Annotated in this window: 19 protein-coding genes; 14 read left to right on the top strand and 5 right to left on the bottom strand. The window is 44.8% G+C overall.

Annotated elements, in window-relative coordinates; genetic code table 11:
- The first annotated feature begins 332 nt into the window (after positions 1 to 332).
- From galE to galM, 4 genes are all read left to right on the top strand, one after another.
- On the top strand, positions 333 to 1,343 hold the full coding sequence (gene galE / locus AB4512_RS04350) for a UDP-glucose 4-epimerase GalE (RefSeq protein ID WP_017070355.1): 1,011 nt from the start codon (positions 333 to 335) through the stop codon (positions 1,341 to 1,343).
- A 228-nt stretch (positions 1,344 to 1,571) separates the two neighbouring features.
- Positions 1,572 to 2,624: a UDP-glucose--hexose-1-phosphate uridylyltransferase gene (locus AB4512_RS04355; RefSeq protein ID WP_372174524.1), complete on the top strand. Its 1,053-nt coding sequence runs from the start codon at positions 1,572 to 1,574 to the stop codon at positions 2,622 to 2,624.
- A 234-nt stretch (positions 2,625 to 2,858) separates the two neighbouring features.
- Positions 2,859 to 4,019 carry a galactokinase gene (gene galK, locus AB4512_RS04360; RefSeq protein WP_372174526.1) on the top strand — a complete coding sequence of 387 codons (1,161 nt, stop codon included), beginning with the start codon at positions 2,859 to 2,861 and terminating at the stop codon, positions 4,017 to 4,019.
- 111 nt (positions 4,020 to 4,130) lie between these two features.
- Complete coding sequence (gene galM, locus AB4512_RS04365) at positions 4,131 to 5,210, top strand: galactose-1-epimerase (RefSeq protein WP_017063325.1); 1,080 nt, start codon at positions 4,131 to 4,133, stop codon at positions 5,208 to 5,210.
- Positions 5,211 to 5,429: 219 nt separating this feature from the next.
- Here the strand turns inward: galM and AB4512_RS04370 are convergent, their stop codons facing one another.
- A complete protein-coding gene (locus AB4512_RS04370) occupies positions 5,430 to 6,428 on the bottom strand; it encodes a substrate-binding domain-containing protein (protein ID WP_017066816.1) in 999 nt (332 codons plus the stop codon).
- A 197-nt stretch (positions 6,429 to 6,625) separates the two neighbouring features.
- Between AB4512_RS04370 and AB4512_RS04375 the strand changes: the two genes are divergently transcribed.
- Positions 6,626 to 6,958, top strand: a complete 333-nt coding sequence (locus AB4512_RS04375) for a tRNA-binding protein (protein ID WP_017060796.1) — start codon at positions 6,626 to 6,628, stop codon at positions 6,956 to 6,958.
- Between the two features lie 46 nt (positions 6,959 to 7,004).
- On the opposite strand, the gene AB4512_RS04380 is transcribed toward AB4512_RS04375, so the two are convergent.
- Positions 7,005 to 7,559 carry a gamma-glutamylcyclotransferase family protein gene (locus AB4512_RS04380; protein WP_017063327.1) on the bottom strand — a complete coding sequence of 185 codons (555 nt, stop codon included), beginning with the start codon at positions 7,557 to 7,559 and terminating at the stop codon, positions 7,005 to 7,007.
- Positions 7,560 to 7,847: 288 nt separating this feature from the next.
- Here AB4512_RS04380 and AB4512_RS04385 point away from each other — a divergent pair, with 288 nt between their 5' ends.
- Positions 7,848 to 9,032: an NnrS family protein gene (locus AB4512_RS04385; RefSeq protein WP_102319943.1), complete on the top strand. Its 1,185-nt coding sequence runs from the start codon at positions 7,848 to 7,850 to the stop codon at positions 9,030 to 9,032.
- A 67-nt stretch (positions 9,033 to 9,099) separates the two neighbouring features.
- Here the strand turns inward: AB4512_RS04385 and AB4512_RS04390 are convergent, their stop codons facing one another.
- Complete coding sequence (locus tag AB4512_RS04390; RefSeq protein WP_102319944.1) at positions 9,100 to 10,107, bottom strand: adenosine deaminase; 1,008 nt, start codon at positions 10,105 to 10,107, stop codon at positions 9,100 to 9,102.
- A 354-nt stretch (positions 10,108 to 10,461) separates the two neighbouring features.
- Here AB4512_RS04390 and AB4512_RS04395 point away from each other — a divergent pair, with 354 nt between their 5' ends.
- Complete coding sequence (locus tag AB4512_RS04395) at positions 10,462 to 10,779, top strand: DUF3622 domain-containing protein (RefSeq protein WP_017069509.1); 318 nt, start codon at positions 10,462 to 10,464, stop codon at positions 10,777 to 10,779.
- Positions 10,780 to 10,981: 202 nt separating this feature from the next.
- Here AB4512_RS04395 and AB4512_RS04400 read toward each other — a convergent pair whose 3' ends face one another.
- Positions 10,982 to 12,028: a succinylglutamate desuccinylase/aspartoacylase family protein gene (locus AB4512_RS04400; protein WP_017060792.1), complete on the bottom strand. Its 1,047-nt coding sequence runs from the start codon at positions 12,026 to 12,028 to the stop codon at positions 10,982 to 10,984.
- A 271-nt stretch (positions 12,029 to 12,299) separates the two neighbouring features.
- Between AB4512_RS04400 and AB4512_RS04405 the strand changes: the two genes are divergently transcribed.
- Positions 12,300 to 12,839, top strand: coding sequence for a DUF3332 family protein (locus tag AB4512_RS04405; protein WP_017069508.1), 540 nt, complete (start codon positions 12,300 to 12,302; stop codon positions 12,837 to 12,839).
- Between the two features lie 138 nt (positions 12,840 to 12,977).
- Here the strand turns inward: AB4512_RS04405 and AB4512_RS04410 are convergent, their stop codons facing one another.
- The gene (locus AB4512_RS04410; RefSeq protein ID WP_017060790.1) at positions 12,978 to 14,450 is read right to left on the bottom strand and encodes an aminoacyl-histidine dipeptidase; all 1,473 of its coding nucleotides are present in this window, start codon (positions 14,448 to 14,450) and stop codon (positions 12,978 to 12,980) included.
- 1,063 nt (positions 14,451 to 15,513) lie between these two features.
- Between AB4512_RS04410 and AB4512_RS04415 the strand changes: the two genes are divergently transcribed.
- The 6 genes from AB4512_RS04415 (at position 15,514) to AB4512_RS04440 (ending at position 21,807) form a co-directional block, all read left to right on the top strand.
- On the top strand, positions 15,514 to 16,803 hold the full coding sequence (locus AB4512_RS04415) for an NCS2 family permease (protein WP_017060789.1): 1,290 nt from the start codon (positions 15,514 to 15,516) through the stop codon (positions 16,801 to 16,803).
- An 84-nt stretch (positions 16,804 to 16,887) separates the two neighbouring features.
- Positions 16,888 to 17,352: an oxytetracycline resistance phosphoribosyltransferase domain-containing protein Tet(34) gene (gene tet(34) / locus AB4512_RS04420; protein ID WP_009847475.1), complete on the top strand. Its 465-nt coding sequence runs from the start codon at positions 16,888 to 16,890 to the stop codon at positions 17,350 to 17,352.
- A gap of 89 nt (positions 17,353 to 17,441) precedes the next feature.
- Positions 17,442 to 18,695, top strand: coding sequence for an esterase FrsA (gene frsA, locus AB4512_RS04425; protein ID WP_017060788.1), 1,254 nt, complete (start codon positions 17,442 to 17,444; stop codon positions 18,693 to 18,695).
- Between the two features lie 144 nt (positions 18,696 to 18,839).
- On the top strand, positions 18,840 to 19,229 hold the full coding sequence (gene crl / locus AB4512_RS04430) for a sigma factor-binding protein Crl (RefSeq protein WP_017060787.1): 390 nt from the start codon (positions 18,840 to 18,842) through the stop codon (positions 19,227 to 19,229).
- A 76-nt stretch (positions 19,230 to 19,305) separates the two neighbouring features.
- The gene (proB, locus tag AB4512_RS04435; RefSeq protein WP_012604650.1) at positions 19,306 to 20,490 is read left to right on the top strand and encodes a glutamate 5-kinase; all 1,185 of its coding nucleotides are present in this window, start codon (positions 19,306 to 19,308) and stop codon (positions 20,488 to 20,490) included.
- Positions 20,491 to 20,556: 66 nt separating this feature from the next.
- Positions 20,557 to 21,807: a glutamate-5-semialdehyde dehydrogenase gene (locus AB4512_RS04440; RefSeq protein WP_102319945.1), complete on the top strand. Its 1,251-nt coding sequence runs from the start codon at positions 20,557 to 20,559 to the stop codon at positions 21,805 to 21,807.
- Positions 21,808 to 21,903: the final 96 nt, after the last annotated feature.

Consider the following 21,903-nt stretch of genomic DNA (forward strand, 5'->3'; position numbering starts at 1 on the left):
TACACCTCTTTATTCTACAGACCTATTGTAATCAAACTGGACGTCATTGCATTAACTTTTAGTAAAATAAATGCTCAACTCATCTGTGATGTCTCAAATCTAACTGTCTATAATTATCTTATTAAAATTCAATGAATTATAGGTTAACAGCTATACGTTCTCTCTATGTCATGATCAGTTCCAATGATGAAAGTTAGTGTAAACGTTTACACTTCGTGGTTTTGATCACAGAATTATAGTCAAAATGGCTGCTACTATTTCTGACATACGGTGCTACTGAGCTGAATGTCAGTTCGAGTTAGCCCACGAATGACGACAAAGAGAGGTTGATTGTGAAAGTACTGGTTACGGGCGGCATGGGTTACATCGGAAGTCATACATGCATTCAAATGATACAGGCAGGTATGGAGCCGATCATTGTTGATAACCTTTGCAACAGCAAAGAGCTAGTGCTGGAACGAATCGAGTCGTTAACTGGCAAGCGCCCAACGTTTTATCTTGGCGACATTCGTGACCAATCTTTTCTAGATAGCGTGTTTTCAGAAAACGATATCCAAGCGGTGATTCACTTTGCTGGCCTGAAAGCGGTAGGGGAGTCGGTGGCTAAGCCTTTGGAGTACTACGATAACAACGTTAATGGTTCACTAGTGTTAGCTCGAAGCATGAAGAAAGCGGGCGTGAAAAGCATCGTATTTAGTTCTTCGGCTACCGTTTACGGTGATCCAGAAGTAGTGCCGATTACTGAAACTTCACCAACTGGCGCGACAACTAACCCTTATGGTCGCAGCAAATATATGGTGGAAGAGTGCTTGAGCGATCTGTTCAACGCGGAGAACGACTGGAGCGTCACTTTACTGCGTTACTTCAATCCAGTTGGCGCACATCCATCGGGCACTATGGGTGAAGACCCACAAGGTATCCCAAATAATTTAATGCCGTTTATTGCTCAAGTAGCCGTCGGTCGCCGTGAAAAACTGGCTGTTTTTGGAAACGATTACCCAACAGTCGATGGCACAGGCGTTCGTGACTATATTCATGTAATGGATTTAGCGGACGGTCACGTCGCAGCACTAAAAGTGGTTGGCGAGAAAGCGGGCTTACACATTTACAACCTAGGTACGGGCAAAGGCTCAAGTGTACTCGAGATGGTTGAAGCCTTCGCACAAGCATCGGGCAAACCGGTTCCTTATGAACTTTGCCCACGCCGCGCAGGTGACATTGCCGAATGTTGGGCAAGTACTGAAAAAGCAGAGCGCGAGCTTGGCTGGAAGGCGACGCGTAGCGTGATGGAGATGACGGCGGATACATGGAATTGGCAGTCGAATAACCCACAAGGTTACTAAAGAACTTTTAAGCTATTGAAAAAATAGAGATTCCAGATATCTCGTGCCTTTATTCTGGAATGACGGATGAGCATAAGGCTATGAAGTGGTGGCCTTTGCACAAATAGCACAACGAGATTACACGTCATTCCCTACAGCGAGGCACGAGCGTGATAGGGAATCTCCTTGTAGAAGAATTATTCATCTTGGTGAATTGACCAAGACACAAAATTTGAGAGCAATCTAAACATGTCAAAAGTTGAATTTAACCCAGTAGACCATCCGCACCGTCGTTATAACCCATTAACAGGTCAATGGATCTTGGTATCACCGCACCGCGCAAAACGTCCGTGGAGCGGCCAAGATGAAAAACCATCGACTGCGCAGCTTCCTGCGTATGAGAAAGAGTGTTTCTTGTGCCCAACCAATACGCGTATCTCGGGCGACGAAAACCCAGATTACGACGGCACTTATGTATTCAGTAATGACTTCGCGGCGTTGATGCCTGATTCACCTGACGCTCCAGAGTCTGATAACCCTCTATTCAAGACTCAAGGTGTTCGCGGGTTGAGCCGCGTGATCTGTTTTTCTCCGGACCACAGCAAAACGCTGCCAGAGTTACCACTAAACAAGATTCGCGGTGTTATCGACACATGGAATGAACAGATTGAAGAGCTAGGTAAAGACTACCTATGGGTTCAAGCGTTTGAAAACAAAGGCGAGACCATGGGCTGTTCTCAGCCTCATCCGCACGGTCAGATATGGGCAAACAGCTTTTTGCCCAACGAGATTGAACGCAAAGAGAAATTGTTAAAAGAGTACTTCGAACAACAAGGTTCGAATCTTTTAGTGGATTACGTTGAAGCTGAAATGAAAGACGGCTCTCGCACTGTGGTTGAAACTGAACATTGGATTGCGGTGGTGCCTTACTGGGCGGCGTGGCCATTTGAAACCATGTTGCTACCAAAAACGCACATTCGCCGTATGAGCGAACTGACTGACGAGCAGCGTGATGATTTAGCGCTTGCGATTAAGAAGCTGACCAGTCGTTACGACAACTTGTTCCAATGCTCATTCCCGTACTCAATGGGTTGGCACTATGCGCCGTTCTTTGAAGAAGGCACGGACATCGATCACTGGCAACTGCATGCGTTGTTCTACCCGCCATTGCTACGTAGTGCTTCGGTTCGCAAGTTCATGGTCGGCTACGAAATGTTGGCTGAGTCTCAGCGTGATTTAACCGCAGAACAAGCAGCGCAGCGTCTGCGTGATTTGAGTGACGTTCACTATAAAGAGCAGTAATACGTTGCTTCGTAGATAACAAGCGAGATTCCTGATATCTCGTCCCTCGATTCTGGAATGACGGCAGATGAAAAGCCCATAAGTTTAAGAGCTTAGAAGCTTAAAAGTTTAGTCGCTGATGTTGTCATTCCCTACCGTGAGCGACGAACGATATAGGGAATCTAAAAGAATTAAAGTGGTGCCGTAAAGGGGCCATAACCAATTGAACAAAGAGTTTAACCAGAGAGTTTACTTATGTCTGACCTAATCCAAAACGTGAAAGCATCTTTTGAGCAAGTCCTTGGTTACCAAGCGACTCATATTATCCAAGCACCAGGTCGTGTGAACCTGATCGGCGAGCACACTGACTACAACGATGGTTTTGTTCTACCGTGTGCCATTAACTACCAAACGGTAGTCGCCGCGGCTAAGCGTGACGACAACATTGTTCGCGTAGTATCAGTGGACTACGGTAATGCAGTCGATGAGTTCGATTTAACTCAAGAGATCACATTCCAACAAGACAAGATGTGGGCTAATTACATTCGTGGTGTGGTGAAGTGCTTAAAAGGTCGCGGCTTTGAATTTACAGGTGCAGACATCTCTGTAACGGGTAACGTACCTCAAGGTGCAGGTTTAAGTTCTTCTGCGGCACTTGAAGTGGTGATTGGTCAGACATTTAAGGTGCTTTACAACTTAGAGATCACTCAAGCAGAAGTAGCATTGAACGGCCAGCAAGCAGAGAACGAGTTCGTTGGCTGTAACTGCGGCATCATGGACCAAATGATCTCTGCAGAAGGTTGTGCAAACCATGCGATGCTATTGGATTGTCGTAGCCTAGAGACTCAAGCGGTTTCAATGCCAGAAGATATGGCTGTGGTTATCATTAACTCAAACAAGAAACGCGGCTTAGTCGACAGCGAATACAACACACGTCGTGAACAGTGTGAAGAAGCGGCGCGCATCTTTGGTGTTCCGGCACTTCGTGATGTGACCATTGAGCAATTCAAAGCGAAAGAGTCTGAATTGGATGAAATGGTCGCGAAACGTGCTCGTCACGTGATTACTGAAAATGACCGTACTGTTGAAGCGGCTCAAGCTCTACGCACTCATGATATGAAGCGTATGGGCGAGTTGATGGCTGAATCGCATGCATCAATGCGTGATGATTTTGAAATCACGGTGAAAGAGATTGATGCGCTGGTTGATATGGTCAAAGAAGTGATCGGTGAACAAGGTGGCGTGCGTATGACTGGCGGTGGTTTCGGTGGTTGTATTGTGGCATTGGTTCCACCTGCATTGGTTGATGAAATCAAAACAACCGTTGAACAGAAATATCAAGCGGCGACGGGGCTAAAAGAATCTATTTATGTGTGCCAAGCGAAAGACGGAGCAGGCTTAGTTGAAGTAATCTAACGGCTTCGAGACTTAATATAGAGCTTACCAAGTAAAAAGATCATGGTAGGCCAAATGCTAAAGCCTTTACTTCAGGTAGAGGCTTTTTACTGGCACTAGAAGGAATTTAGAATGACACAAGAGCAAAACCTGCATCAATCCATGGCGCAGACTCCAGCCTATGATGGCCAACCCGCTCAGTTAGTGACGCTATCAAATACGCATGGCATTCAAGTGACATTCATGGATATTGGTGCAACATGGTTGAGCTGTATCCTGCCAGTAAAGGGAAACAAAAGAGAAGTGTTGTTGGGTGTTAACTCAATGGAGAACTTCGATAAACAAGCCAGCTATATGGGCACAACCGTTGGCCGTTATGCTAACCGCATTGCTAATGGTCGTTTCAAAATTGATGGTCAGAATTACAAGCTGGAAACCAACCAAGCGGGCAATACCTTACATGGTGGCCCGAACGGATTTGATAAACGCCGTTGGAATATTGCCGAGCAAACCGAAACGTCAGTGGTGTTCAGTCTAGAGTCTGCTGATGGCGACCAAGGATTCCCGGGGAATTTGAATGTGTCGGTACGTTATGACATCACCGAAGACAATCGAGTGTCCATTAATTACTCTGCAACCACAGACAAGCCGACTGTAGTCAACCTAACGAATCATGCGTACTTCAATCTACTTGGCGCTGAAGCTGGACACGATTGTTTGTCACACATTGTCAGTATCAATGCTAATCAGTTCTTGCCGACCAATTCGGTGGGTATTCCGTTAGGTAACCTTAAATCAGTGAAATCGACCAGCTTTGACTTCAATCAGCCTATGATGATCTCAGAGCGTTTGTTGGGCGATGAACAGCAGAAAGCAGCAAAGGGTTACGACCACTCTTTCTTATTGGCTGATGGCTGCAAACGCACTCAATGCGCCGCGACCGTAACCTCACCGGATGCGCTCGTCACACTAAAAGTATTTTCAACCAAACCTGCGATGCAGCTATACACCGGAAACTGGCTTGGTGGCACACCAAACCGAAGTGGTGGCAGCTATGAAGACTACGCTGGTTTGGCGCTAGAAACCCAGTTCTTACCTGACTCTCCTAACCACCCAGAGTGGAAGCAGGACAGTTGTATTCTCAAGCCTGAACAAGAATATAACTACAGTACCTGTTACCAGTTTGAATTTTCGGGGGATTCTTCAAACTAGTACGCTCTAGCTCAAAGCGGTTACGTCAATATCTTTTGTTTGTGAATAGGACGATGTGAATTATCGCGTTGTTCTTGGGGGATGAGCAAAAGTGGCGCTCAACAAGAGTGCGGTTTATTAAGCGCGATTGTTGAGTATCTGAGTAAGGTAGGAAAGCCCTAACAGAAGCGATTCTGTTAGGGCTTTTTTTTGTTTATTGCTTGATGAGTCGACCAGAACCTAGACTTTCTCTACCGAATTACGGCGTACCAGAGTTGGAGAGAACATCATTGGTTCAGTTGAGGTGTTTTCACCTTTGGCTAAGTGCAACGCGAGTCGTGTCGCTTTCTCTGCCATCATCTGAATCGGGTAGCGAATAGTGGTGAGCTTTGGATGAACATAGCGGGCAATCAAACCATCATCGAAACCGATGATCGACATTTTGTCTGGCGCTTGAATACCGTTTTCATCAAGGACAGACAAAGCACCAGCTGCCATGTAATCGTTGTACGCCACAATGCCAGTGATTGGCAGTGACTTAGTCAGAAGGTTAGTCATGGCGTATTCGCCACCGTCACTGGTCGGCGCTGAGTATTCAATATAGCTGTCAGAGAGCGCTATTTTGTAATCTGAGAGTGCCGCTAAGTAACCTTGGATACGCTCATCGGCATCTTCAATGCTATGCGATGAGGCGATACAGGCAATGTTCTTATGGCCATGGCGGATCAGATATTCCGTCGCAAGATACGCACCTTTTTTGTTGTCTAAGAAAATACAGTGGTTGGCAATCTCAGCAATATAACGGTTGATCAGTACTAAGCCTTTGACCTCTTTTGCATAGGCAATCAGTTCTTCGTCGGTGAGGCCTTTAGAGTGGATCACCAGGGCGTCACAACGGCTGTTAATCAGCAATTCAATCGCTTGTCTCTCTTCTTCACGATCGTGCGAGCCATTACCGACAAGGATATGTTTTCCGTTCTCACGAGCGACATTGTCGACAGCCTTAACCAGCGTGCCAAAAAAGGGATCGGAGATGTCACCGACCAATACACCAACAGTGTTCGTGCTTTGGCTTACCAGCGCTCGAGCATTGGCATTCGGTCGATAGCCAAGTTTAGACATCGCTTTAGTTACAGACTCTACCGAGCTTGCACTCGCCTTGGGAGACTTGTTGATCACTCGAGATACGGTTGCAACAGAAACACCAGCTTCCTTTGCTACATCTTTAATTGTTGCCATTTTTAACCTCTATACATTGCTTCATCTATTTAACACCGACAATGATAGTAAGGCAACGAAACTCTCATTTTACTTCCAGTAATGAGATCTTTACCGCTTGTAATTATTAGGCTTAATGCTAGTGTAAACATTTACATTTTACTTAATTTTAGTAAATGATTTAATGAGTGAAAATAAACCAATATAGGAAGTGAGAAATGGATACTGTCTCTTATGGTGACTTTGCTAAGTTAGAAATGCGTGTGGGTAAGATCATTGAGGTTGTGCGTCATGAAAACGCCGACAAGCTTTACATAGTGCAAGTGGATGTTGGTGACAAGACACTGCAAACGGTGACCAGCCTAGTCCCTTACTACACAGAAGAAGAGTTGATGGGTAAGCAGGTTGTTGTTTTGTGCAATCTAGCGAAGGCGAAGATGAGAGGCCACACTTCTGAGTGCATGTTGCTTTGTGCAGAAACGGAAGATGAATCTGAAAGTGTATTGCTAACACCTGAACGTGCGATGCCAGCAGGTATTCGTGTCGTTTAAGCTCACTTTAGGTTGGTGAGTCAATGTGTTCACCAACCTAAATCAACTAGCTGCGTACAGTTAGTATCAAGCCATCAATCACACTGTGATGGTGATCGGAAACCCCAGCAAGGTTGCCGTATTTAGGCTGGTGGCGATCATTTTCTAATGGGTGATGCCAACCTTGTGTGTGTTTAACGAAGTGCGCCGCAAAGCTTTCAGACACCTCTAAACATCCTGCCAATACCGTATCGACATAGGTTTGGACGATAGGGCTGTTTTCGCAAGGTGCTTCAATCTCGTCTTTGATGTAAACCCAGATAGATTGATCCTGTTTGAACTCATCTTGGCTTTCTATCTGAGAGGCCTTTAACTCGATTCGGTGATAACCACGCTCACGGCGATCAAACTCAGCCAGTGCAATATCATCCACCTCAAGCAACACACCATTCACTTGTCCCTCGCCGAGATTGACGATCAAAGGTGATAACACATAGCTGTCATCGATCTTGCTCCAATGGCGAATTAAGCCATGAACAATCGCAGGGATCGCTTGCCCTGTCTGACCGGTAAGCTGGCGTGAAGATGAGTTGATTAAACTGCCATAACCAAAAATATACATCGCATTCCTTGTCTGAGTTGTTCCATTTAAGTCTAGTCTTACTATATGTGGCGAGATACCAAAAGTCAGTAAGTTTCTATTTATACATCTATATGTCTTTATGACTCTTTTGGTTGTGTTTTTTTGACTTGTTTATTGGCTAGTGAATCTCGTGAGTCGCTGTTTTTACTGGTTTTATCTAATTGGCGCGTTTCATGCAGTGTTATCTGCATATTGCATCGGATTTGATGCATACAAAATTTGGTTTAGGTAATACCTTGGCCGCTTATCTGAGAATTAGGAGCGAGTTTGTTAAATATCACAGATAAAAGTGTAGAAGACGCGATTCCAGCCTACCTGCGTTTAGGCTTTCGACCTTTCTTCTTTTTAGGCAGTCTCTATGCCGTGATTGCGATTGTCGCTTGGGTCATCATGTTCCAAAACGGTCAGCCTGAGATTTTAAAAGTTCCCGCACTGTGGTGGCACGTGCATGAGATGCTGTTTGGTTTCTCAATGGCGATAGTGGTCGGTTTTGTGTTAACGGCAGTACAAACGTGGACGGGTGTCAATGGCACCAAGCATTATCGATTAGCTGCGCTAGTCGGTTTGTGGCTCGCACCTCGTATTCTGTTTTGGACACCCGCTCCGTTATGGCTGATCTCGTCGGTTGAGGCGCTGTTCTTAATCTTCGCCGCCTACGAAATTGGTTTCCGAGTCGTGAAGTCGAAAGGCTGGAAGAATCTATTCTTTGTGCCACTGTTTATATTGGCTATCGTGGCGAACTTTGCTAGTTACGCGACCATTAAGGGGATGCCTCCATTCCCATCGTCTGCAGTTTGGCAGGCTATGTTGTGGTGGTTTACCTTGCTGTTATCAGTGATGGGTGGGCGAGTGCTCCCATTCTTTACAGCGCGTCGTTTTGATTTCGAAAAAGTGCAGCCCTTGGTTTGGTTGGAATGGTTAGCCAATCTACCTTTGGTTGGCTTATTTGTGTTGAGCTTCTTCCCATTGACCTTTGCTCAAGTCGGCAATGAGTTGATGGTATTTGCAGGTGTGACACAGTTGGTGCGCTTTATCCGCTGGAAGCCTTGGACAACACTATCAGAACCCTTGGTGTGGTCGCTGCATGCGGCTTACCTATGTATCCCTCTCAGCTTGCTGTTACGCGGTTTGATAGATAACCCGTTCGCGAGCCATAACATGCTGCACCTGTTTGCGATTGGCGGTTTGAGTGGGTTAATTCTGGCGATGATCACGCGCGTGACAATGGGACATACTGGCCGTGCTATCTATAAAGGGCCAAGTATGGCTTTGGCGTTCTCGGCTATATTTATCGCGGCACTCGTTCGTAGTTTAGGTGTGACATTCTTCCCGGCGTATTTATTTGAGATGGTCAATATCAGCGCGGGTTTATGGACGTTAGCGTTCGGTCTATTTATCTGGAAATTTGGGATGATGCTGTTAACGCCAAGAGTGGATGGTCACCCGGGCTAAGCCAATTAGTTATCTATTGATATAGATAGGGAAGCTCAGAGCTTCCCTTTTTGATCTTGATAACTCATTAAGTACTCGCAGCAAGGTATTGGCGTACCTGTGTGATGAGATCTTCCTTGGCGTGAGGCGAGATAAAACTGGCTTCGATGGCATTAATACTGAACTGCGCCAATTCGTTTTTGGTCACTGGGTGAGCATTGGCGACGGCGAGGAAGTTATCATTCATATAGCCGCCGAAGTAAGCCGGATCATCGGAATTGATGGTGACGCACAGCCCTTTTCTCAGCAACTCGACGATGTTGTGCTCTTGCATGGTCTCAAACACCTTGAGCTTGGTATTCGACAGCGGGCAGACGGTCAGTGGTGTACGTTTTGCTATTAGCTGTTCCATCAACTCTTCATCTTCTACACAGCGAACGCCATGATCAATTCGGGTAATGCCTAGCAAGCTCAGTGCGTCGCTAATATTTTGTGCTGGGCCTTCTTCTCCGGCGTGCGCGACAGTCAGAAAGCCTTGGTTGATCGCTTCTTGGAATACATGTTTAAACTTCTCTGGTGGATTGCCCTGTTCTGATGAATCTAACCCAACGGCAATGATCTTATCTTTATAAGGAAGGGCTTGTTTGAGTGTTTCAAAAGCGCTGTCTTCATCGAGATGACGCAGAAAGCACATGATCAGTTGGCTGCTGATACCAAGCTCTTGCTCCACTTGATTCAAAGCTCGAGTAATCCCGTCAACGATGACTTCAAAGTCAATGCCGCGTTCAGTGTGAGTCTGAGGGTCGAAGAAGATCTCAGTATGAACCACATTATCTTGCTGACACTTCAACAGATAAGCCCACGTCAGGTCGTAGAAATCTTGTTCATGAATCAGTACGTTTGCACCTTGGTAATAGATATCGAGAAAGGATTGAAGATTGTGGAACTGGTACGCGTCTCGAACTTGGTCTGGGGTCTCAAAGGGAATCGACAGGTTATTACGCTTGGCGAGTTGGAACATCAGCTCTGGCTCTAATGTGCCTTCTATATGTAAGTGCAGCTCAACTTTGGGTAAATTTTTGATGAAGCTATCCATAGCAACTCCTTAGCTATTTTAATTATGAGCGGAGTAGGTGAGACAGTAGAGTCTATAAACCTGAGCAAGCAGGTATCTCTTTCATTTATCTCTGTTTGAGCATAGTTCATTTCATTGTTATCGATAAAATAGGATAGAAGTTGATGGTGAACCGAGAGTTATGAACCGATTGAAATTAGGCGCAAACGATTTGCAGCATTGGAGTGTGATCCGCTGCAAATATTTGCAGCAATATTCATTGATTTGTGCTCTAATACCGCGCTTACCAAGGGATGGTGTTAAAAGATGCTCACTTAGATGGAGTTATCAAAGTTGACCGATCCCTTAATGATCTCCCTTAGGAAAAAATAGAACATGTCTAAGAACAAAAAATTTGATATCCGCCTTACAGAAAAACGCAACGGTTGGTGTGCAGAGATTACTCGTCAAGTAACGTCTCGCAGCACTACAGTATCTAAGCGTGAGTCTGGTTTCGAAACTGAAGCTCTAGCACAAGAGTGGGCAGAGAAAGAGCTAGCATCTTTCATCGCTAACCAAGCTGAACGTAACGAGCGTAAATCAGAGCAGCGTAAAGAGCGTGACGAACTACGTCACACTAAAGAGCTTAAAGCTGAGCAAGCACGTGAAGCGCGCGCTAAAGCTCGTGCAGAAGAGCAACAAGACGCTGAATAATTCAGTGCATGACTAATTTATAGATCCCTTAATTTTAAGATAAGGGATTTGTGAAAAAAAAGCCCCGATACAACTTTTTTCTTTCGAGTTAAAAGTGTTTTGGGGCTTTTTAGTTTGTGGAGTTCTGTTTTATTGTGTTTAAGAGCTCGGTTTGGCTTCTCGCTTTTAACGTCGAGCTCTTAAACTGTTAAGCATTGTCTGATCAGTTATTCAGTGCAGTTAGCCAATCGTCTTCTGCCACTTCTTCAATGTAGCTTTCTACTGATTGTCCTACTTCTTCATCGTCTTGCTTGAAGTAAGCGATGTGGAACACAGCATCACCTTCGTTGACCAAAGGCAGAGTTTGCTGACCAATCACGATACCGCCTTTGGTTGTGATCACTTGGCCTTCTTGGTGACCCAATGGAGAGCTGATGTAAGCAAGGGTTTGTCCTGCTTCAACCTGTTCGCCAAGTCTTACCATGTTACGCAAAATACCGTCTGATTCAGCGCGGATCCAGCTGGTGGATTTACTCAATACTGGCTCTGGTAACTTCTTACGGTTAGGGCGCAGCATGCCGATTTCTTTCATCACTTGATGCACGCCAAGGTAACCCGCACGAATCGCGAGGTGATCAAAACGCAGCGCTTCACCACCTTCGTAAGTTAATACAGGAATACCCAGTTTTTCCGCTTCGCTACGCAGTGAACCGTCGCGCAGTGGAGAATCAATAATCACGGGTGTTGCGAACGCTTTTGCGATGCGCAGTGTCTCAGGGTTCGATAGGTTTGCACGAATCTGTGGCAGATTGGTACGGTGAATCGCGCCCGTGTGTAGATCCAGAATGTAATCACAGTGCTTTGCCACGTTCTCAAAGAAGGTGTAAGCGATACGTGATGTTAACGATCCTTTCTCACTGCCAGGGAAGCAACGGTTTAGGTCACGACGGTCTGGTAGGTAACGAGATTTATGGATAAAGCCAAATACGTTAACGATAGGCACAACAATTAATGTCCCTTTCAGTTTCTTTGGATCAATCGCATTGGTCAGTTGTCGTGCAATCTCAACACCGTTTAGCTCATCGCCGTGGATAGCCGCATTTACCATCAGTGTTGGGCCTGCTTGGCGACCGTGAATAATTTCAATCGGGATCGAAAGTGGAGAATGCGTGTAAAGCTGAGCCGCTTGCAGTTCAATCTCCATTCGCTGTCCTGGCTGAACAGTATAACCAAGTAATTCGAATGGTTGATTAGGTTTTAGTCTTGCCATTTAGGTTGTTCTCAACATGGTGATAATTCGTTAACACGGAATGTAGCAATCGTTGATTTTTAGTACGAATCAATCGCTTTACGGTGACGACAAAAGTTTTTTATGAAGGGGCTTCTGAATTGGTTTCAGTTTTTTATCTGGCTAATTGAAGGGTGTTTAAAATTTTGAATTTTATGACAATACATTAACTTAGAGCTGATATTTGTCATTCAGTTCGTTGGTATTATCCACCGCCATTTTTTGGCGGCCAAATTCAAATATTGAGATCAAAATGAAAAAAACAATTTCAAAAGTTGTAGCACTAGCGGTGGTATCTGTTGCTTTATCTGGCTGTGTTGGTAGCAACGCAGTAACGGGTTACCTAATGAAGTTCAACATCAAGGCTGTTGATAACCGTTACGCTCGTGGTGGTTTGAACATTCTACTTGCACCTGCATACGGTCTAACAGTTGCTGCCGATTACATAGTATTCAACTCACTAGAGTTCTGGACTGGTAGCAACCCACTAACAGGTGCTCCGCACATCTTTGATACTAAGACTGATACTTACCTAGACATCAACCACCAACTTGATCCGTCGCTAACGGAAGCGCCAGTGGGTCCTATCACGAGTGCAGATGTGATCGAAAAAGGTCAAATGCAGCAGATTGATGAAAACACGATCCAAATGGACATTACTTACCAGTCTGGTGAGCGTGCGACGTTAATCGGTGTTCGTGATGGCGAGATGGTGACGTACTTCATCGATGGCGAAGTTGTGGCACAAACTTCAATTGATGAGCTAGAAAGCTACGCGGCTTCACGCGCTTAATTGTTTATTTAGTCACAAGTAGTAGCTACAAAGATTAGATACAAAAACAGGTACTCATTGAGTACCTGTTTTATTTTGTCTCAGATAAACGGTGTTTACTGTAAAACACCATTTACTGAACAAACATAGCTTATCGAATTAAGCTTTTTCTGGGATCGCTTCAAGCAATGCAACCATTTGGTTCCAGAATAGCTCAACGGTGTCGATCTTCACTTTCTCATCAGGAGAGTGCGGAAACTTGATGGTTGGGCCGAAAGAAACCATATCCATGTTCGGGTAAGGTTCTTTGAATAGACCACACTCAAGACCAGCATGGATAACCATGATGTTTGGCTTGTGACCGTAGATACCTTCGTACATGTCACGGAAGATATGCATGATTTCTGAATCTGCGTCTGGTTTCCAACCTGGGTAAGCACCAGAGAACGCGATGTTAGCGCCTGCTAGTTCAGCAACAGAGTGAAGCATGCTTTCTACTTGGCTACGACCTGAATCGATAAGAGAGCGGATCAGGCAAAGTACTGTGATTGAGTTCTCTTCTGTTGTGATAACACCTACGTTTAGAGACGTTTCCACAACACCTTCAATCTCGTCACTCATACGAATCACGCCGTTTGGACATGCGTTAAGTGCCGCGATAAAGCGAGCTTGGTCTGCTGACGCAAGTGCGCCCATTTCTACAGAAGCTTCTTCATTGAAAGTCACGATGCTGTCTTCTACTTTACCTAGCTCTGTTGAAAGCAGCTCAGTGTAGTAGTTGTATAGTGAAGCCAGTTTTTCTTGGTTTGCCGCAGGAACAGCAACCGTTACGAAACCTTCACGAGGGATCGCGTTACGAAGGCTACCACCTTTGAATTCGACGATGCGAAGGTCTAGCTCTTTTGCGTGACCCGCTAGGAAGCGAGCAAGCAGTTTGTTTGCGTTTGCACGACCTGTGTGGATGTCACAACCAGAGTGACCGCCTTTTAGGCCTTTTAGCGTTAGCTTACGTGTTACGAAGTCAGCTGGAATCGCATTACGAGCAATTTCAAATGTCATTGCGCCGTCGATACCGCCAGCACAACCCATGTACACTTCGCCTTCTTGCTCTGAATCGGTGTTAAGAAGGATATCGCCTTCTAACCAACCCGCTTCAAGACCGAAAGCACCAGTCATGCCTGCTTCTTCATCTACTGTTAGTAGAACTTCGATAGGGCCGTGCTGGATTTCGTTTGAAGCAAGAACCGCTAGGCAAGAAGCCATGCCCATGCCGTTATCAGCGCCAAGCGTTGTGCCTTTAGCTGTAACCCACTCACCATCAATGTATGGTTGAATTGGATCTTTAGCAAAGTCATGAACTGTGTCTTCGTTCTTTTGTGGAACCATATCGATGTGAGCTTGTAGCACTACACCTTTTTTGTTTTCCATACCCGCCGTTGCTGGCTTTTTGATGAATACGTTACCCGTTGGGTCACGACGTACATCTAGGCCTTGCTCTGTTGCCCAAGCAATAATGTATTGAGCAAGCTCTTCTTCATGCTTAGAAGGGTGTGGGATTGAGCAAATCTTATCGAAGAACTGCCAGATAGGGGCAGGGGATAATTTACTGATCTCAGAATGGAATTCAGACACGGATGACTCCTTTTTTATTTAATAACCATATATTTAGGTTTTGTATGGGGAAAAACCTAGAACAAAAATCTAAAATATGGGTCTGTTTTGATGGCAACAGCATACCACTTGAGCGTTTTGACGAGTAGCGGTTCTAAACCTCAAATAGCTCAAATTTTGAAAGCGATCTTGTCCATCTGATCACAGCTAAGCGCCTTGATGCTTATAAATGGAGCAGGCAAACGTTTGTTTAATTCTATTTTGTAGTTTTATTACAAAATAAGTTTGCAAAATAACCGTAAATGGCCAAAAATGTGACGTATAGCAAAAAATACTTGTAATCTTTTTTCTTTAGGGTATATTAATAACCAACTTCTGAGATGAAGAGTAAATGCTCAAAGGATGAGTCCGTTTTATCGCCTCCAAGGAACCGAGAAATCAAATTCGTTTTTTATTGATTTATTAAGGTGATAGTTATGAAAGGTTTACCATCTGCAATGTTCTGGATTAACAGCTCTGTTTACACTAGCAACTTTGCATACCCTACAAGCTTTGGTTACTAATACCGTAAGCATGTAACTCGAACAGTTTTGTTCACCCCTATATATTGGAATTCTTTTACAGCCCTTTTGGTTGACAGATTCTACCGCCACTCAGTTTTGAGTGGCGTTTTTTTTGCCTGCTACTTTTCCAAACCGCTTTCGCTTGTCACTTTCCTTGCTGTTCTGCGTGGTTGTTTTTTAAACGCCGAAATATCAATTTGCGCCTTATTACTGATCCTGTTGAAAAATACATAACTATTGTGAGTTTGAATTCAGAATTTACTGGCTAGATTATCAATGAAAATAACCGATGGTAGAAAAAACAACCAACTAGTTTTAGTGAGTCTATTGTTGTTAATTGTTTGTTTTTAATGGTTATTTATCGATGATATCTTCATTTTTAATCGCTTTGTTTCATACGGCATTCTGATAAATATCGATTAGAGCCTTAATTCTATCTGGAATTTGTTATTTGATAACTTTATAATCCACAGCCAATCGATTACGCAACCGTTTACTTTTTACCCTTATAGGATTCGATAATGTTCGAAAAGCTATTCAAACTCAGTGAAAATGGCACCAATGTGCGCACTGAAATCATCGCAGGTCTAACAACCTTCCTAACAATGGCTTACATCATTTTTGTAAACCCAATGATTCTAGCTGATGCTGGTATGGACCATGGCGCTGTATTTGTAGCAACCTGTTTAGCGGCTGCTATTGGCTGTTTCATCATGGGCTTTGTTGCTAACTACCCAATTGCTCAAGCTCCAGGCATGGGTTTGAACGCATTCTTTACCTACGCTGTTGTAATGGGTATGGGTTATACGTGGCAAGTTGCTCTGGCAGCGGTTTTCGTATCAGGCGTAATCTTCATCTTCTTAAGCATCTTTAAGATCCGTGAATGGATTATCAACTCGATCCCTATGTCTCTGCGTGTTGGTATCTCTGCAGGTATCGGTCTTTTCCTAGCGTTTATTGCGCTTAGCAATGCAGGCATCGTTGTTTCTAACCCAGCAACTAAAGTTTCACTGGGCGACATTACCGCGATTGCTCCTATCCTAGGCTCACTTGGTTTCTTCCTAACGATTGCTCTTGTTCACCGTGGCGTGAAAGGGGCAGTAATGATTGCGATTCTAGCTATCACAGCTCTTGGCATTGTTATTGGTGACGTTCAATACGGCGGCATCATGTCTACACCACCAAGCCTTGCTCCTACATTCATGCAGCTTGATTTCTCTGCTGTATTTGAAATCGGTATGATTTCAGTGGTATTCGCGTTCTTGTTCGTCGATTTGTTCGATACAGCGGGTACTCTGGTTGGTGTTGCAACGAAAGCAAACCTAATCAAAGAAGACGGCAAACTACCTCGCTTGAACAAAGCACTGCTTGCTGACTCTACAGCAACATCTATTGGTGCACTGCTAGGTACATCAAATACTACTTCTTATGTTGAGAGTGTTGCGGGTGTTGCTGAAGGCGGCCGTACCGGTCTAACGGCTGTTGTTGTTGGTATCTTATTCCTACTGGCTCTTTTCTTCTCGCCACTTGCAGGTATGATTCCGGCTTACGCAACATCAGGTGCACTTTTCTATGTAGCAATTCTGATGATGTCTGGCCTAGTTGGCATTGATTGGCGTGATCTTACGGAAGCAGCACCAGTCGTGGTAACATGTCTGCTTATGCCGCTGACGTACTCTATCGCTGAGGGTATCTCACTAGGTTTCATCGCTTACGCTGCAATTAAGCTGCTAAGTGGTAAAGGTCGCGACGTTTCACCTGCTGTGTGGGTAATGTCGGCTATCTTTATTCTTAAATACATTTTCGCTTAATCGTCTAGATTTCTGCTTAATCGCTGAAGAGGCTATGTTTGAAATAGCCTCTAATAACATGACAAAATTATTAGGTTTTATACTATGAGCAACAAATTCGTTATCACTTGGGACAACATGCAGACTTACTGCCGTCAACTTGCTGAAAAGCAAATGCCAGCAGAGCAGTGGAAAGGCATCTGGGCAGTAAGCCGTGGTGGTTTGGTTCCTGGTGCAATCTTGGCTCGTGAGCTAGGTATTCGTCACGTAGATACGATTTGTATTTCTAGCTACGACCACGATCACCAACGTGATATGACAGTAGTTAAAGCACCTGAAGGTGACGGCGAAGGCTTCCTAATCGTTGAAGACTTGGTTGATAGTGGTGACACTGCACGTAAGCTTCGCGAAATGTACCCTAAAGCGAAACTGATCGCTGTATGTGCAAAACCATCTGGCGCTGATTTGCTAGACGAGTACATTGTTGATATCGCTCAAGATACATGGATTGAGCAACCTTGGGATACTAGCCTAAGCTACGTAGAGCCAGTAAATCGCAAGTCAAAATAAGCGTAAACTTAGTTTTTTGAGAAATGACCCTTTATAGGGTCATTTTTTTTTATATTATTAGTAACAACCATTTCTTATTAAGTATTCCAATGTCTGAACCAGAAGAAACGAGCTCGAACCTTTCGGAAACTTTGTTTGTAAAGCACAAGCAAGCGAAAGAGACCTCAATGTTGACACAATACATGCCAAGCTCTGAAGCGCTATTGGATGAGAAACGTGAACAGCAAAACTCATCATGGTATCGAAACCTAAGACGTCTTCAGTGGGTATGGCAAGGCGTTAATCCAATAGAGCAGGAAGCGGTATTGGCTCGCATCGCGTCATCAGATAACTCTCGTACAACCGATGAGTGGCTTGATACGGTCATGGGTTACCGAAGTGGTAACTGGGCATACGAATGGACCAAGCTGGGTATGCAGCATCAAAATCGTTCTAATGAGAAGAATGGTGAAGAGATGGCTGAAGAGCTATTTTCCGCATCGTTGTGCTTCAGTATTGCGGGTTACCCACACCTCAAGAACGACAACTTGGCAGCTCAGGCTCAAGTGTTGGCCAACGCAGCGTATTCTGAAGCGATCAAGCACACTAAGTTGATCGTCAAGCAGATTGATATTCCATACCAAAACAAGAAGATCAAAGCGAACTTGCATCTAACCAAGACAGATAAACCACAACCGGTTGTGATTGTCAGCGCGGGTCTAGATAGCTTGCAAACCGATATGTGGCGCCTGTTTAGGGATTATTTAGCACCTAAGAACATTGCTATGTTAACGGTAGACATGCCATCAATAGGGCACAGTGCACATTGGCCGTTAACAGAAGACTCATCTTGTCTTCACCAAGCAGTGCTGAATGAATTGCCTAACATCCCATGGGTCGATCACCACAAAGTCGGCTTGTTTGGTTTCCGCTTCGGTGGCAATGCGATGGTGAGATTATCTTTCCTCGAGCAACATAAGATTAAAGCGTGTATTTCTTTAGGCGCGCCAATTCACGATATCTTTGTTCATGCAGACAAACTTAAGCAGATGCCTAAAATGCATCTAGATGTGTTGGCTTCGCGCCTTGGTAAAGGGGCGGTCGATATCAATAGCCTTTCTGGGCAGTTGATGGCGTGGTCACTCAAGGTACAAGGTTTGCTGTCAAACAGTAAAACCAGTGTTCCTATCTTGGCATTGGCTCTGGAAGGCGACCCGGTTTCACCGCCAATGGATAATCAACTGGTTGCTATTTACAGTGATTACGGAAAAGCGAAGAAAATCAAAGCTAAGTCAATTACACAAGGTTATGAGCAATCCCTCGAATTGGCGATAAAGTGGCTTGAGGATGAATTATTTAGATGACATTTCTCCTAAATTAGTTAAGCATGAAAAATGTACAAACTAAGTACCTGATACTCAGAGGTCATTTATAAAATCCAAATGCGTAGTTTCTACGTATAACAGTCTGAGTAACGTCATTCTTAACATTGAAAATGGAGATTCAATATGTCAGAAGTGACACAACAACCTACGCATTACCGCTTGTTGAATGTTTTAAAGGCGATCGGGCCTTACTTAAGGGAACCGCAATCAGAAGAAGGCCACTATATCTTTGATTGCTTGTCTGTATGTGTGAACGATAAAAAATCACCAGAAGAACGCGAGTTCTGGGGCTGGTGGCTGGAATTGGATAAGTCGGAAGAGGGATATTCGGCGAAGTACAATATCGGCAAGTACAACATCGATGGTAACTGGGATTCTTTGCCGTTACCTAAAAAGGCGGTCGCTGAGGTCTCTCGAACTCAAGAAGCCTTCCACAAGAAACTGGTTGATGAACTTCAAAGTAAGTTTGAAATCAGTATCCAATTAGACGAAGAGTCTGTCGAATTCGTCTAATTTTAAAGGTTACTCTTCTATATAAAGCAAAAAGGTGCGATTTCGCACCTTTTCTGCTTGTGAATTCCCCTTTTGATTGCTAAAACATCACCTCTTATTTGTTTTATCCATAAAAGACTTCATGACAACAAATCATCAAAGCGGGACAACAACACAGCGTAAAACTGTCGTTGTTAAACTGGGTACCAGTGTCTTAACTGGTGGAACATTGGCATTAGACCGCGCTCATATGGTTGAGCTGGTTCGTCAATGTGCTGAATTAAAAAAACAAGGCCACTCTGTGGTTATGGTTTCGTCTGGTGCAATTGCAGCAGGACGTGAGCACCTTGGTTACCCCGCACTTCCCAACTCAATGGCGAGCAAACAGTTGCTTGCGGCAGTTGGGCAAAGTCAGTTGATTCAAGTTTGGGAGTCTTTGTTTGCTATCTATGGCCTTAAGATTGGCCAGATGCTACTGACTCGTGCTGATCTCGATGATCGCGAGCGTTTTCTTAATGCACGTGACACGATCAACGCACTGGTTGAGCACGATATTATTCCGGTAGTAAACGAAAACGACGCAGTAGCAACCAACGAAATTAAAGTGGGCGACAATGATAACTTGTCGGCCTTAGTGGGTATTTTGTGCGGTGCTGATAAGCTTTTGCTACTAACAGACCAAAAAGGCCTGTTTACGGCTGACCCTCGTAAAGATCCAAATGCTGAGCTCATCAAAGAAGTGAAAACCATTGATGACACGCTGCGTAAGATCGCAGGTGGCAGCGGTACTACGTTGGGTACTGGCGGCATGGCGACAAAACTGCAGGCGGCTGACATTGCTCGTCGCGCAGGCATCGAAGTGATTATTGCTGCGGGCAGTGCTGAAAATGTGGTGTTTGATTCACTGAGTGATAACCCACAAGGCACACGTTTCTTGCCTTTAGCGGAAGCGCTTGAAAACCGTAAACGCTGGATTTTAGCGGGCCCTGCTTCAGCAGGTGACATCGTGGTTGACGACGGCGCAGTAAACGCAGTCAACACCAAAGGCAGCAGCTTGTTGGCGAAAGGGGTTGTTCGAGTTAAAGGCGAATTCTCTCGTGGTGAAGTTACCCAAGTCACAGACAGCAAAGGCAAAGTAATTGCGCGTGGTATCGCCAGTTATTCAAGCCAAGACCTAGCAAAAATTGCAGGCAAGCACAGTAAAGATATTGGCGACATCCTTGGATACGATTATGGGTCAGAAGTCATTCACCGTGACGACCTAGTTGTAATCCAAGAGTAGCTCGTGATGATAAGGTGAATCACCTTTTTGCATCCAAAGACAGACAGAATTTAGGGAGAGTTAAACGTGGATTTAACTAACATGGGTATCGCAGCAAAAGACGCTGCTTTCCACCTAGCGACCGCATCTACGGCGCAAAAGAATAAAGCATTGGCGATTATCGCTGATGAGCTAGAAGCAAACGCAACAACGATTTTAGAAGCGAACGCGAAAGACATCGAATTAGGTCGCGAAGCGGGTTTAACTGACGCACTGCTCGATCGTCTACTTCTTAACGAAGAGCGCTTAACCGGTATCGCTAACGATGTTCGTAACGTGATTAGCCTGAATGACCCAGTTGGCAGCGAAATTGACAGCAAAGTACTAGAAAACGGTATGTCGCTGTCTCGTCGCCGCGTGCCACTTGGTGTGGTGGGTGTTATCTATGAAGCGCGTCCGAACGTAACCATCGATATTGCAGCTCTGTGTCTGAAGACAGGTAACGCAAGCATTCTACGTGGTGGTAAAGAGACGTTTTTCTCGAACATGGAACTGGTTAAGGTTATCCAGTCTGCATTAGAGAAAGCGGAGCTTCCAGCCGCTTCTGTTCAGTACATCGAGAAGCCTGATCGTGAACTCGTTTCTCAACTGCTTAAACTGGACGACTACGTGGATATGATCATTCCTCGTGGCGGCGCTGGTCTGCACAAGATGTGTAAAGAGAACAGCACCATCCCAGTAATCATCGGCGGCTTTGGTATCAGCCATATCTTCGTTGATGAAAGCGCTGATCTTGAGAAATCTGTCGATGTGGTCGAAAACTCAAAAGTTCAACGTCCATCGGCGTGTAACTCGTTAGATACACTGCTAGTGCATGAAGCGGTTGCTGAAGCTTTCCTAACTAAGCTGAAACAGCGTTTAGACGGCAAGGTAACCTTAGTTGCTGATACCAGTGCAAAATCGCTGCTAGCGGGTTTTGAAGACCAACGTGATGCGGTTGAAGGCGACTTTGACACTGAATGGCTAAGCTACACGCTAGGCGTGAAAGTGGTAGCGGATGTGGCAGAAGCGATTGACCACATGCGTGTACACAACGCGAGTCATTCAGATGCGATCATGACCAATAGCTTAGAGAGCTCAGAGCGTTTCATTAACTCTGTTGGTTCTGCAGCGGTTTATGTGAATGCATCAACACGTTTCACTGATGGAGCACAGTTTGGTTTAGGTGCTGAAGTTGCCGTGTCTACTCAGAAATTGCATGCTCGCGGCCCAATGGGTTTAGAAGAGCTGACAAGCTACAAATGGGTAGGTAAAGCGAACTATTTAGTCCGCGGTTAACGCTGGTCGTTAATTTTACTCCTCAGCTCATTTTTGAAATGGCGGTCGAGTAGCAATAATCAATGAATCACCACACAAAAGGGCCTTAATTGGCCC

Origin of the sequence: Vibrio sp. 10N.222.52.B7, assembly GCF_041474275.1 — a bacterium.
GTDB classification, from domain to species: Bacteria; Pseudomonadota; Gammaproteobacteria; order Enterobacterales; family Vibrionaceae; genus Vibrio; species Vibrio crassostreae_C.